Origin of the sequence: Bradyrhizobium sp. UNPF46, from assembly GCF_006658625.1 — a bacterium.
Taxonomy (GTDB): domain Bacteria; phylum Pseudomonadota; class Alphaproteobacteria; order Rhizobiales; family Xanthobacteraceae; genus Bradyrhizobium; species Bradyrhizobium nitroreducens.
Genome location: NZ_LFJB01000098.1, coordinates 24438 through 36703 on the forward strand (window position 1 = coordinate 24438; position 12266 = coordinate 36703).

The following is a 12266-nucleotide window of genomic DNA, read 5'->3' on the forward strand; positions in this document are numbered from 1 at the left end:
TCATCGCGGAATGAGGCGCTCCTTGCCGACGGCCCGTGGCGCTTCAGTCGTTGCCGCGCGCATGCGCGACATCCGCTGCTCGCGCAATTGTTCGTACAGGTTCTTGTAGGACGACAGCACGTCGGCAAAGATCCACTTGTTCGTGTCGGCGATCAGGCGTCGGCTGATCTCGTCGATCTTGTGCGGATCGGACGCGACCGCGAGCATGCTGCTGGCCAGGGATTGCGGATCGGCTTCGGTCAGCCAGCCGGTCAGGCCGTGCTCTATGACCTCGGGCATGCCGCCGAAGCGCGTTCCGAGCAATGGCCTGCCGGCCGCCTTGGCATCTGCGACGACCAGTGGACCGGGATCGTGCCAGATGGAGGGCGCGACCACGACGTCGACCTGCCTGTAGAAATCGTCCGGCGCCACGAAGCCCATGAACTCGATGCGCGCATCGGGCGCGAGCGCCCTGAGGCGTTGCTGTTCCTCGTCGCTGACCCGACCGGCGATCATCATGCGGATGCGATCCCGGGGCAGCAGAGCCAGGGCCCGCATCAGATTTTCGATGCCTTTTTCCTCGGTGAGGCGGCCGATGAAGCCGAACGTCACCTCGGTGGTGCAGATGGGACGCGGATAGGGCGCATGTGGCGGCTCGGTCGAGGCGTTGCGGATCACGGTGCGGATCGGCGTCTCCGAGAACATGCCCATGTCGGTATGGATCGACAGGACGCGCTCGCTCACGCCGACCACGGCACTGAGCCAATGGGTGGCGCGCTTGCGATGAAAGGTCAGAATTGCGCAACTCGTGCAGGTGTGCTCGCACGACCGTCCCTTGTCGAAGCGGGAGCAGCGCGGGCAGGTCAGATAATAGTCGTGCAGCGTATGGAGCACGGGAACGCCGAGCTGGGCGGCAACGCGCCAGATCGCGGTGGTCAGGCCGGACAAATTGTTGGAGTGCAGCACGTCTGGCTTGAATGCCCGGATACGTTCGGCGATCAGGGGAGCCTGCATCTGCCAGTCGTCGACCGCGTGCCACAAGCTGCGCAGCGCGACGTTCTTCTGCTCGGTGAAGGGCCGATAGATGTTCTGCACGGGCGCGGAATGGACGTTGACACCGTCGCAGGTCTCCGGACCCTGCCCGGGCTTGGATGCGGCCCGGATCACTTCCACCTCGTCACCGCGCTGCACCAGCCCTTCGGCGAAACGACGAGCGAAGATCTCCGCACCGCCGACGATCTTTGGGGACTGGGGCGTTGGGTAAAGTGTGGACGTCAAAAGAACTTTCATCGCGTCAACCTCATGTCTGCAAAAATCGCCTCTACCGCGCCGGCCTGATTTCCAGGGCGGGAACGGCACTGTCATTGGCTGCAATCAGAACAGGTGTGCTCGAGACGGGGATCCAGACGCCGGCGGCGGGCCTTGCCGCCTGGTCGCAGGGCATTGCAAAGCTTGCGCCCTGTTGATCGCCCTTGAGCCGAATTTCGTAGCGTCGGTCGGGAGCTTCGGACCAGACTGCAATTCTGCTCCCGGAAGCCGTCGAGGCATTGATCGACACGAGGCCGCTCGCAAGCTCGCGCCGCTCGGCGCTCAGGCTGGAGCGAATGAAGGCCCAGGCGCCCTGGGCCGCACAGGCGACCGGCTTCGGCGAATTGTCGAAACGATAGAGCCCGAAATTGTCCTCCAGCTCCGATGGATTCTTTCCACTGTCCTTGAGCTCGTAGAGCCACATGCCTTTGAGCCAGCGTGTCGCGGTCGACGCCCACAGGATGAGCTGTGCCGTATTGTCGGCCTGCGCCTGCTCGCTGACGCCGCATTTGTTGCCGGCCGTGGTCCAGCCCGTCTCCGTGACGTAGATCGGGTAGTCCGGGTTTCCGCTCGCCTGGCCGACGAGGCGGTGAAACGCCGTGAGCCGGTCGATGATTTCGGCCGAGGTGCGTTTGCTCGGGCCCATGCAGAAATTGTAGAGATGGATCGAAGCGCCGTCGGCATATTGAAGGATGCCGGTGCGCAGCATCTTCTCGGTCCACGTCCAGCCGGGATCGTCGCCGAGCGCTCCGATCAGGAAAGGTGCATTCGGCGCAACCCGCTTGACCGCCGGCCGCGCGACTTGCGCGAGCGCCAGATAGTTCTCAGGAGAGAACGCGGCATCCTTCTTCGATGCCAGATTCCATTCGTTCCAGAGCTCGAACAGCGGATGCTGCGCCACCACCGCTTGCGCTGCCGCCGCAGCGTAGTCGGCGAACCGCTGCCGCGCCTCGTCGGTGGTCGGTGGCGAGGAATTCGGAACCAGATGATGACCGAACGCTAGGATCAGCAGCGGGCGCGCGACGCCCGACTTGACCTGCGTCTCGAGCCTCCCCAGCCGGGGCGTGAACCCCATCCGGCGTCCCCCGACCTCGAAGTCGGACCACGGAAAATCGTCGCGGAAGGCGTTGAAGCCGAGCTGCTTGATCTGGGCGACGTTCTCCGAAGGCACGTATCCGCGCGCGCTCACCGGTCCGCCCAGCCCCTGGTGGGTGCCGACACCCAGCAGGAAGCGGGCATCGAGCGGCTGAGCGTGTTGGGCGCAGGCCGGGACCGACAGAACAATGGACGAGATGAGGCCCGCGAGGCGCAGGAGATGGCCGCGAGCCAAGGTGCGTGCGCGTCGTTCCATCAGAAATTCTTGGAGAGATCCGATTGCAGCGCTGCCTTCGTTGCGACCGGTGTCTGCTCGTCCTGCAGGAGCTCGGCATAGACCTGCTGCAATTGCCCATGCGTCTTCTGAACGTCATACAGCTGCTTGAACCTGTCGTAGCCGCGCTGTCCGAGCACCTTGAGATCGAAATCGAGCGCGCGTCGAAAGCCGTCCACCAGCGGCTGAACGGCGACGGGCTCGCAAAGCACGCCGGTGACGCCGTCGACGACGATCTCGGGCAGTGCTCCACTGCGGAATGCCAGGATGGGCTTGGCCGCGCGCATCGCTTCCAGGGCGACGAGGCCAAAGGCCTCCCATCGCGACGGGATCACGACGAGATCGGCGGCCTCGAGCTGGGTCTCGATGGTCGGGCGGTCGAGCCAGCCCAGCAGGGACACGTTGGACGGGACGCTCGGGCCTTCGTATTTGTTGACGACGGAGGCGCCGATCATGCGGATATCAAGCACATCCTCGAGCGCGCGCGCCGCCTCGATCAGGAGGTCGAATCCCTTCTGGCGGTCCAGGCGCCCGATGAAGAGGACCTTGACCTTCTCAGACGTCCAGTCCGCCGCGACAGGCTGCGGCGAGCGCGTCTTCGAGATGCCGTTGTGAACAAGGGTGAGGCGGTCGGCCGGAATTCCCGCGCGGACCGCTTCGTTGAACTCATCGCCCGAGATGCAGATGATTCGATCCGAGGTCCGCGCGAGAAGCTTCTCCGCCGCCTTCGTCACCCAATGGCTGAGGCGGCCGGTCTCGCGCGAAAATGCCCAGCCGTGCGGGCAATAGACCACGCGCGGTCCGTCCGAGCGGGCTGCAAGCGCGGGGCGGAGCACGAGGCCCGCAAACGAGGAGTGCAGGTGCACGACATCGGGACGGAAGGCATCAAGCGCCTGCATGCTCGCGCGCAGCATCTGGAACAGCCCGGCGACGCTGCGGCCGGGTCGTTCGAACGTCGTAATGTGGTTGTCATCGATTGCGGGGAGATCGCGACGATGATCCGAGGGCACGACATAGTGCACGTTCTCGGCGCCGAAGCTTGCCTGCTGCTGCGGATGCAACTCGTTCAGGTAGCTCGCAATCCCGCCCCGAATCGTCTCGGCGATGTGCAGCACCTTCATCGGTTGCCTTGCATAGGCTTGCGTCGGAGAGCTGGACATCGTGTATCCCTGTTCGGTGTTCGCTACTGCGAAACACAGTTCCTCGAATACGTAGCGATAATGGGGCAGCGATGTGGTGATGTTGCGCCAAGCTCTTTGCGCGCACGATTGTCACGAAAACATCTTGTGGAACCATGTGCAGGCGCACGAGTTGCAGCCAGTTGCAAATTGTTTGTGCGAAAACCGATGCGCGCAATGGGTGAAGTGCGTCGAACTTCAAGCAGCGCTGGCAATGTCTGTCGGCGGTGCGAGATGGTCGAGCAGCGACTTCGCCGACTTTTGCCATGAAAAGAACGCAACGCGCTCCTGCTGCCGCCGACGCTCCTGATCGGAGATGGCGCCGGTTGCCAATCTTTCGAGCATGAGTTGCTTCAACGCCTCGGCATCGTTGGCGTCGAAATACGCAGCCGCGTCAGCGCACGTCTCCACGACGGCGTCGGCGGTCGAGGCAATGACCGGGCAGCCGAAGAGCATGGCTTCGAGCGGCGGCACGCCAAAGCCCTCATAGAGCGAAGGAAACACGAATGCCGACGCATGCGCATAGAGCGCGGCAATCTCGCTGTCCGTCAATCGACCGGCCAGCAACAGGCCGGAAGCTCCCTCGCCCGAATTGTCCTGAAAGACCTTGCTGTTATCTCCTCCGACGATGACCAGCGGAACGTCGGCCCGGTCGAGCAACTGGACAGCACGGATCGCGACGGAGAGATTCTTGTTCTTGGTCCTCGAGCCCACGTAGAGGAAGAATTTCCGCGGCTGAACCCCAAGTCTGGCAACGATGCCGGGATCTGGCTTCGTCTTGGCGAAGTGTTCTGCGCTGTTGGGGAAGACCGGGATCGCCGTTGCCGGCAGGTTGAGCACCTCGGCAAGCTCCTTGCGCGAAAAGGCCGATACGGTCGCGATGCCTGCGTGTCGGGCGAGCAGCCGGCCCATCGTTCGGTGAACGGCCAGATAGCGCCAGTTGAAGAAGTCGGGCCTGCGAAAGACCTGTGCGTCGTGGATCACGACAATGTGGTCGCGATGGAACACCGGGCCGGCATTGGCCAGGCTGATCAAGCGGCCTCCCGCAGCGGCGCGCGCCAGATCGATTTGATCCCAGGCGTGCCCGCGCAAGCGGCCGACGGTGCGAATCTTGATTCGCTCGAGGTGAAGGTCTTCGCTTGCATCCACGGGCGTCAGCAACTGCCAGTCCGCGTTCCGCAGCGAGTCGGGAGTTTGCTCCGACGCCAAAAGCACGTCGATCGCCTTGACGATTTCAGCGGCGTAACGCTGCACGCCGGTGAGCTTTTGCGACAGAAAGCGGCCGTTGATGAAGAATTTCAATTGGCTACCACAATGGTTGATCGGAGTCCGGACCGGTCCTGCGGGACCCAGGCAGTGGACGAGGTGCAAAGGAGCAACTGTAAGGTACGGAAATATGACGCGGCCTTGCACGGGGGAGACGCTCCATCTGCATGGCTGGCGCCGCCTTGCTGCGTGCGGGGGCGCGGTGTAGATCTCGGCCATGCGTGACGACACCCACACTCTCCGCGGCGGCTCCCTCACTGCGACCATCAAGGCGCACGGCGCCGAGCTGTGCTCGCTGAAGGACGACGTCACCGAATTCGTCTGGCAGGCGGGGGCGGAATGGCCGCGCCATGCGCCATTGCTGTTTCCGATCGTCGGACGTCTCGCCAGCGACGAATTCCGGCATCGGGGCAAGACATATCGGATGACCCAGCACGGCTTTGCGCGCGACAGCCGCTTTGCGTGGACAGAGCGCGGCGAGCGCCGCTGCACGCTGGTGCTCGAAGACAACGAGGCGACGCGCGCGCGCTATCCGTTCGCGTTCCGGCTGACCGCAATCTATGCGCTCGACGATGCCGGCCTCGATCTGACGCTCGTGATCGCCAACACCGGCAGGGAGACGTTACCGGCTTCGATCGGTGGTCATCCCGCGTTCAACTGGCCGCTCCAGCCGGGGCTTGCCAAGGAGAGCTACGCGCTGACCTTCGCCAGCGCGGAATTGTCTCCCGTCCGCCGTCTCGATGGCGGATTGCTGCGTCCGGCAACGGAGCCGAGCCCGGTCAAAGGCAATGTGCTGCCCCTGTCCGAATCCCTGTTCACCGACGACGCCGTCATCTTCGACCAAATCGAGAGCCATGCGGTTCGCTATGCCGCGTCCAGCGGCCCCTGGCTGAAAATGTCATGGCGCGGCTTTCGCGAGCTCGGCGTCTGGTCGAAACCATCAGGTGCGCCGTTCCTCTGCATCGAGCCCTGGCGCGGCTACGCCAGTCCTGCCGGCTTCGACGGCGAGTTCAGCGACAAACCCGGCCTGATGCACATCGCAACCGGCGCGGAAGAACAATTGTCGTTCCGGATCGAGGTCGGATCGTCCTGAACCCGAAGGCGAGCTGATCGAAGGTCCTCACACCTCGATGCGCGTGAGATCCTCGCCGATCACGACCGGACCCGCATAGTCCCGCCTGACATCTTCGAGCAGTGCGTTCAGCATGGCATCGTCGGTGCGCGGCCGGTGATGGGTCAGCGCGAGCTTCCTGACACCGGCCTTGGCCGCGACCTTGCCGACGGTGTCGCCGCAGGCGATCGTGAATGTCGCGAGGCGACGCAGGTTCTCGTTGTTGATCTCAGGCGTTGCGAGGAAGCAGCACTGGACGAGCAGGTCGGCTCCCTCGGCCAGGCGCGTGAGCCCGGGGCAGGGGACCGTGTCGCCGGAGATCGCAACGACCTTGCCCTCCGCTTCGAAGCGGTAGCCAAGGCACATCCATCGCGCCAGGAAGGCCGGCGGCATGTCGAGGCCGTCGCCATGCGAAACCAGCTCGGCGCTGATCTTCCAGCGCCCGGTGTCGAGAACGGGACCGGGTACGACGTCGGTTGCGACGACAGGTTTCCAGCCGCCCAAGGCCGGCTCGCCCTTGTCGCGCCAGGTGATGTCCTTGTCGTAGACCTGCGTGATCAGCGTGTCGACGAGCCGCCCGGTATCCGGTGGGCCAAAGATTCGCAGCTCGCCCTTGCGTCCGGACATCCACGAATTCAGCATCACGTCGTAGAGGTCGCCGATATGGTCGAAATGATGGTGCGTGAGGAAGACCGTGTTGATCGCGCCGAGCGGGACGCCGGCCTTGCTGAGCTGCACCACGACGCCGCGGCCTGCGTCGAACAGGATATTCTCGTCGCCGAGCCGGATCAGCGTGGTCGTCGCCATGCGGCGCGGGTCCGGGCGCGGGCCGCCGGTGCCGAGCAGTATGACCTCCATGGTGCCCACTCCATGCGTGAAGAGCCTCCACAGTAGATTCGAAGGCGGGCAGTGAAGCAAGCCACTTCGGGTCGGCAGGGACCGGAGCAGGGGCGTTCAGCGCATGCCGGCTGCGCTGGCGGCGACGGCCGGCCGGAGGCTTGACCGGTCCGGTCCCGCAATTGTCAGGCGATGCGCCAGGTCCTGCGCGCGCCGTTCGATCAGATGCCATGTCGCGCGTGCGACGAGATAGCTCAGCGCGGCGGTGATGACATAGGCGACGAGTAGCGAGATCAATCCGTCCGCGAGCGGCCAGAGCTGACGCAGGCCATGGATCACCGCGAAGTGCGACAGGTACATCGAATAGGAGTTGCGGCCGAGCGCCTCGAGCGGCTGGAAGCGGACCGCAAGCTTGATGCACCCGACGACCAGTGCGCCGAGCACGAGGTTGATCATGAGATAGTTGAATTCATGCGAGCCGGTGGCGCGGTCGGCAACGAAGGACAGCGCGATGAAGACGGCGTAGATCGCGGCGTCGGATCTGGCAAAGCCGTCGCGCAGCGAGAAGAACAGCGCGCATCCGATCAGGAACACGGGAAGCTGGTTCAGGAAGCTGATGTGCAGCGTGGTCCAGACGAAGGCCTCGTGCCCGGGGCCGTAATAGGCCGAGAACAGTGCGAAGGCCCACGGCTTGAACAGGCCGACATTGACGAGATGCAGCGCGATGGCAAGCGCGAGATAGAGATGGCGGCGCGATCCGAACGCGGTGATCAGGAGCGGGAAGACGAGATAGAAGGTCATCTCCGCCGCGATCGACCAGTCGCCGGGCACCACGCTATTGACGCTGTCCGGCCAGAAGCCGTGCAGGAACGTCGCGGTCAGGATCACTTGAAGCGGCCCGATGCCGAAGGGCGCGTTGTCGCTCGGCCCGGTGCCGTTGATGGCGAGATAGACCGGGATCGCGAGCCAGAACAGGGGCGCGATGCGCAAGGCACGGCGGATGTAGAACTTGCGGGTCGGATTCGTCTCGCCGCTGCGCTGCGTCCACATCAGGCACATCGTCATGGCGCTGACGAAGTAGAACACGTTGACGCCGGTCCAGCCGCACATGAAGGCGAAATCGACGGCGTGGATGTTCGACGGAAAGGATTGTGAGACGTGGATCGCCATGACGCCGGCGATGGCGAGACCGCGCAGGACGTCGAGCGTGTGCGAACGAGCGAACGGCACCGTGCCCTGTTCGGCTCGACCGGCAGCCAACCGGGTCTGCCCCTGCATCACATCTGCTCCATGGTTCTTATTGTGCAGGCGGGACAATAGAGGCGCGGCCGGGCTTTCCGAAGCCGAAGACTTTCTTTACGTTAACCAGGGGTTGAATCCGAAACCGAATGTGCGGGATCGAAGACCAGGCAGGATTATCGCATTTGGCTCTTTGCGCGAGCTGAGCGCACGCCTCGTCCTTCGAGACGACCGCGGAGCCTGTCATCGGGCCGCGCTTTGCGCGGACCCGGTGGCGGTCTCCTCAGGATGAGGCTAAGCAGCGTCGGGACCCGTTGAAACCAGCGAAACGCACTCGGTCCTCATCCTGAGGGCCCGCCAACGGCGGGCGTCTCGAAGGATGGCCACAGGCGACATCACTCCGGTATGCGATTGCCCTGGATGACCAGGGGGCGGCTCATGGCCGCCGCAAAGGCCTCCGGCGCGTTGATGCGCGGAATGAGAAGTGTGGGCCAATTCATACTTAATACGCCAAGGCCATGAGCAATATTGTTTGCGCGTCGCAACGCGCCTAATATTCCAGCGGCTAATTTCGGGGGCTCGAACAAGTCGTGAATGTACGTTCACATGACAGCGCATTGCGCGGCGGCTTGAATCTGCAGGTTGGGCCGCAGGCAAACAGGATACCCAAGACCGTGGTTGACTCCGCACTTCGGGAAGTGCGTCCCGCCGGCCGCGAGCGGCTGATCGTCGTCGAGGACGATCCGGTGACGCGGACCATGCTGGTCGGCTATTTCAGCGAGAACAATTTCGACGTGGTCGGCGCCGGTTCCTGCGCCGAATGCCGACAGGCGCTGCGTGCGCGCACCGATCTCGTCTTTCTCGATCTGCAGTTGCCCGATGGCGACGGCTTCGAGCTCGCCAAGGAGATCCAGGCGACCAGCAACGCGGGCATCATCTTCGTGACGCGCCGTGACACCGACGTCGATCGCATCCTCGGCCTCGAGATCGCCGGCGATCACTACGTCACCAAGCCGATCAATCTGCGCGACCTGCTCGCGCGCGCACGCAGCGTGCTGCGGCGGCGCTCGATCGACCGCAAGGCGGCGCGCAACCACAATTCGATCGCCTTCGGCGATTGGATCATCGACCTGACGCGGCGCGAATTGCTCGGCAGCGACGGCAAGCCGGTGGCGCTGACGCGCGCCGAATTCGATCTGCTCGCGGCGCTCGTCGGCGCCGACGGACGACCGCTCAGCCGCGATTATCTGATCGAGGTCGTGAGCAACCGCCAGGCCGAGGTCGACATCCGCACGGTCGACGCACTGGTGGCGCGGCTGCGCCGCAAGCTGGTCGGCAGCGGCACGCCCGTGATCGCAACCGTCACCGGCGTCGGCTACAAGCTCGCGCTCAGCGAGCGGCTGTAGGACAACATCCGGACCCGAAGGGCGGCGTCAGCGCAAGGCGCGCAGCGGTTTTCCGAGAAGATCACGCCCAGGCAATAGCGGCCGGCGCCGGCCGCACCGTTTTCAGCGCGACGCGACGCGCTTCCATCGCGCTTCGATGCGTGCCTTGATCTGGCTGATCTTGGCCTCGTGGGCGGCCCAATAGGCGCGGCTGGCGGCGGCGCTACCCTGACGATATCGGGCATAGACGGCTTTGGGCTGCAGCGCGATCCTCAGTACGCTCGCCCGTTTTGCTGGAGCCGCCGCGGGAGCGGTGGAGGTGGGGCGCGGCGCCGGCTCCGGCGCGGCCGCGACCTCCAGAGCCTTCGAGTTCATGGCGGCAAGACGGTTACGGGCCCGGTTGCAATAGACCTGCGACCGCGCGGTCATGGCTTCTTCGCCGTGGCCAGCCCGGTATTTCATGAGGGCGCGGCAGATATCCCCGCCGGCGAGCCGCCAGGCCTGGCTGAGATAAAGCACCCCGTAATGGATGTTGATGTCGGGCTCGGCGAGTTCCGCTTCGCTCCCCCGGAAGCCCAGCATCGCCGCCGTCTCGGGCCGCACCTGCATCAGGCCGATCTCGCCGACGTTGCCGATGACAGCCGAATTGTAGCCGCTTTCGACGAAGACGACGGCTTCGGCGATATCGGCCGGTAGATTGGTGCGTGCGGTTTCGCGCTCGATGATCTTCCGGATCAAGGCCCGGGACGATGGCGTTTCGCCGGCGCCGAGTTCCGTGCCGCCGCCGGGGATCGCCGACGTCACGCGCGGCTCGTCCGGGGCGCTGTCTTCGGCATGGGCGCAGAGCGGCGCCGACAACAACAGGACGAGCGCCACGTGTCGCCACGTCGCGCCGAGGTAGAAGCCTGTCCGATCCCACAGCATGCGTTCGTCATAGATCGCCCGAGTTAACAAACGGCTCCGCGGCTAGCGGGCGCGGGCGCTCTGATCGGTGGATGTCGCTTGCGAAGGCCCGGCGAGGCGGTCGTCGGTCGCATAGAGCGTGCAGGTCGGCGACCATTTCATGCAGGCCGCCAGTGAGTCGCGCTGGGCCTCGTCGGCCGTGACGCGTCCGGCGCGCCAGCCGTAGCCGCCGTTCGGCGACACCGCGAAAGCCTTGTGCGGCTGCGTGCTGGCGAGATAGCGCGCGAACTCGGCCCGCGCAGCCTCGTTGAGCTGGCGCGGCGGCGGCAGCGGATCGGGCAGACCCAGAAGGTCGCGGCCGATGAGGCCGCGCTCGCGCAGGAAGGCGTCGACATAGGGGGTCCATTGCGGACGGCTCGCCACCGAATAGAGGTAGTGGCCGTCGTCGCCGAAGGGCGGCGCCGCGATGAATGTCGCGTTGCCGCCAGCGGCGCGAAATCCGTCATGGAGGCGGCGCGCGAGGTCGGGGCCGAAATATGAATCGTTGGTCGCATAGACCCACAGCGTCGGCACGCGCGAGGTCTTGCCGAAGGCGGTGAAGGCCTGCACCAGCCCCTCCGGATTGCAGACGACGTCGTCGTCGCGTGAGCCGCGGCCGCCGGCGAAATTGATCGCAGCGACGAGACCGGGCGGGGCCTGCGCGGCGAGCGCGATCGTCGCGAGCCCGCCGGCGGAATGGCCGGCCGCGATCATGCCTGACGTCGTGACATCGGCCCTTCGCGCCATCGCGTCGATCGCGGCGCGCAGATCGGCAACCGCGACCGCGGCCGCCGGCAAGTAGGCCGCCTTCGCGCAACCGCCGACGCTGTCGACGCGTCCGCCGGGCGAGGTGCCGTAGCCGCGCCGGATCAGGATCAGCGCCGCAAAGCCGCGCCGGGCATATTCGAGCGCGATGCCGTAATATCGGTGCGCCGACATGGTGGCGCGGTCGTCGAAGCTGCGCGGCGAGCCGTGGCTGAGCAGCGCGAGCGGATAGCGCTTCGCTCCCGCCGGGCGGACCAGGAAGGCTTCCAGCCCCTGCGGCCCGGCTTCCGCCATGGGGATGCGAAGGTCCTCGGTGTAGAACTCCGCGGCGCGCGCCGGTGCACCGGTCATGACGAGGCCGGCGATCAGCAGAAGCAGCTTGCGCGAAAGAGCCATGGGACGATTCGAAGGGCCTCGATGGCGGGAAGCATAGCATGATCCAGTTACTTGGACCCTGACCTCGCAGCTGTCGCCGTCGTTGTTCTGGGGATGACGCAGGGTAAGCGCATATGGAGCGATCTCGCCTATGGCCATCCTTCGAGACGCCCGCCGTTGGCGGGCCCTCAGGATGAGGATTGAGTCCGTTGCAATTATTTCAACAGGCTCCGATGCCGCCTAGCCTCATCCTGAGGAGACCGCAAAGCGGTCGTCTCGAAGGACGAGGCGCGCGCCAACTCGTGCAAAGAGCCAGATGCTTACCTGTGAAAGGACGGGTGGGCGTCGCCCTGTGTCGCCCTCTGTCAATCCACACGCGCAAAAATATTCCACTTTACCGAAATTCGGTTTTGGCGTATGTGTCGGCCATCCCGGCTCACCCAAGAGGGGCGACTTGTGGTCGTCATGTTCGCGAGCCGGGGTTGCGGTGGACGCGGCAGCGTCGGCACGAG

The 12266-nt window shown here is 64.9% G+C and carries 10 protein-coding genes; 2 read left to right on the top strand and 8 right to left on the bottom strand.

What is annotated here, in order from left to right; all coding sequences use genetic code 11:
- From UNPF46_RS33080 to UNPF46_RS33095, 4 genes are all read right to left on the bottom strand, one after another.
- Positions 1 to 1269 carry a glycosyltransferase family 4 protein gene (locus tag UNPF46_RS33080; protein WP_142252862.1) on the bottom strand — a complete coding sequence of 423 codons (1269 nt, stop codon included), beginning with the start codon at positions 1267 to 1269 and terminating at the stop codon, positions 1 to 3.
- A gap of 31 nt (positions 1270 to 1300) precedes the next feature.
- On the bottom strand, positions 1301 to 2638 hold the full coding sequence (locus UNPF46_RS33085; protein ID WP_142252863.1) for a glycoside hydrolase family protein: 1338 nt from the start codon (positions 2636 to 2638) through the stop codon (positions 1301 to 1303).
- A complete protein-coding gene (locus UNPF46_RS33090; protein ID WP_246668797.1) occupies positions 2638 to 3816 on the bottom strand; it encodes a glycosyltransferase in 1179 nt (392 codons plus the stop codon). The genes UNPF46_RS33085 and UNPF46_RS33090 overlap by 1 nt, the downstream gene beginning before the upstream one ends.
- Before the next feature lie 216 nt (positions 3817 to 4032).
- A complete protein-coding gene (locus UNPF46_RS33095; RefSeq protein ID WP_100177089.1) occupies positions 4033 to 5136 on the bottom strand; it encodes a glycosyltransferase family 4 protein in 1104 nt (367 codons plus the stop codon).
- Positions 5137 to 5317: 181 nt separating this feature from the next.
- Between UNPF46_RS33095 and UNPF46_RS33100 the strand changes: the two genes are divergently transcribed.
- Complete coding sequence (locus tag UNPF46_RS33100; RefSeq protein WP_142252864.1) at positions 5318 to 6193, top strand: aldose 1-epimerase family protein; 876 nt, start codon at positions 5318 to 5320, stop codon at positions 6191 to 6193.
- Positions 6194 to 6220: 27 nt separating this feature from the next.
- On the opposite strand, the gene UNPF46_RS33105 is transcribed toward UNPF46_RS33100, so the two are convergent.
- The gene (locus tag UNPF46_RS33105) at positions 6221 to 7069 is read right to left on the bottom strand and encodes an MBL fold metallo-hydrolase (protein WP_142252865.1); all 849 of its coding nucleotides are present in this window, start codon (positions 7067 to 7069) and stop codon (positions 6221 to 6223) included.
- A gap of 96 nt (positions 7070 to 7165) precedes the next feature.
- Positions 7166 to 8326: an acyltransferase family protein gene (locus UNPF46_RS33110; RefSeq protein WP_142252866.1), complete on the bottom strand. Its 1161-nt coding sequence runs from the start codon at positions 8324 to 8326 to the stop codon at positions 7166 to 7168.
- A gap of 551 nt (positions 8327 to 8877) precedes the next feature.
- On the opposite strand from UNPF46_RS33110, the gene UNPF46_RS33115 reads away from it, so the two are divergent.
- On the top strand, positions 8878 to 9693 hold the full coding sequence (locus UNPF46_RS33115; protein ID WP_100177093.1) for a response regulator transcription factor: 816 nt from the start codon (positions 8878 to 8880) through the stop codon (positions 9691 to 9693).
- Positions 9694 to 9795: 102 nt separating this feature from the next.
- Here the strand turns inward: UNPF46_RS33115 and UNPF46_RS33120 are convergent, their stop codons facing one another.
- Together UNPF46_RS33120 and UNPF46_RS33125 are read right to left on the bottom strand one after the other, a co-directional pair.
- The gene (locus tag UNPF46_RS33120; RefSeq protein WP_100177094.1) at positions 9796 to 10596 is read right to left on the bottom strand and encodes a transglycosylase SLT domain-containing protein; all 801 of its coding nucleotides are present in this window, start codon (positions 10594 to 10596) and stop codon (positions 9796 to 9798) included.
- Positions 10597 to 10638: 42 nt separating this feature from the next.
- Complete coding sequence (locus UNPF46_RS33125; protein ID WP_142252867.1) at positions 10639 to 11775, bottom strand: alpha/beta hydrolase family protein; 1137 nt, start codon at positions 11773 to 11775, stop codon at positions 10639 to 10641.
- Between the last annotated feature and the right edge of the window lie 491 nt (positions 11776 to 12266).

Bases quoted from the DNA above. Each gene is read 5' to 3' on its own strand.
- UNPF46_RS33080 (WP_142252862.1), bottom strand. From the start codon at position 1,269: ATGAAAGTTCTTTTGACGTCCACACTTTACCCAACGCCCCAGTCCCCA.
- UNPF46_RS33085 (WP_142252863.1), bottom strand. From the start codon at position 2,638: ATGGAACGACGCGCACGCACCTTGGCTCGCGGCCATCTCCTGCGCCTC.
- UNPF46_RS33090 (WP_246668797.1), bottom strand. From the start codon at position 3,816: ATGTCCAGCTCTCCGACGCAAGCCTATGCAAGGCAACCGATGAAGGTG.
- UNPF46_RS33100 (WP_142252864.1), top strand. From the start codon at position 5,318: ATGCGTGACGACACCCACACTCTCCGCGGCGGCTCCCTCACTGCGACC.
- UNPF46_RS33105 (WP_142252865.1), bottom strand. From the start codon at position 7,069: ATGGAGGTCATACTGCTCGGCACCGGCGGCCCGCGCCCGGACCCGCGC.
- UNPF46_RS33110 (WP_142252866.1), bottom strand. From the start codon at position 8,326: ATGCAGGGGCAGACCCGGTTGGCTGCCGGTCGAGCCGAACAGGGCACG.
- UNPF46_RS33120 (WP_100177094.1), bottom strand. From the start codon at position 10,596: ATGCTGTGGGATCGGACAGGCTTCTACCTCGGCGCGACGTGGCGACAC.
- UNPF46_RS33125 (WP_142252867.1), bottom strand. From the start codon at position 11,775: ATGGCTCTTTCGCGCAAGCTGCTTCTGCTGATCGCCGGCCTCGTCATG.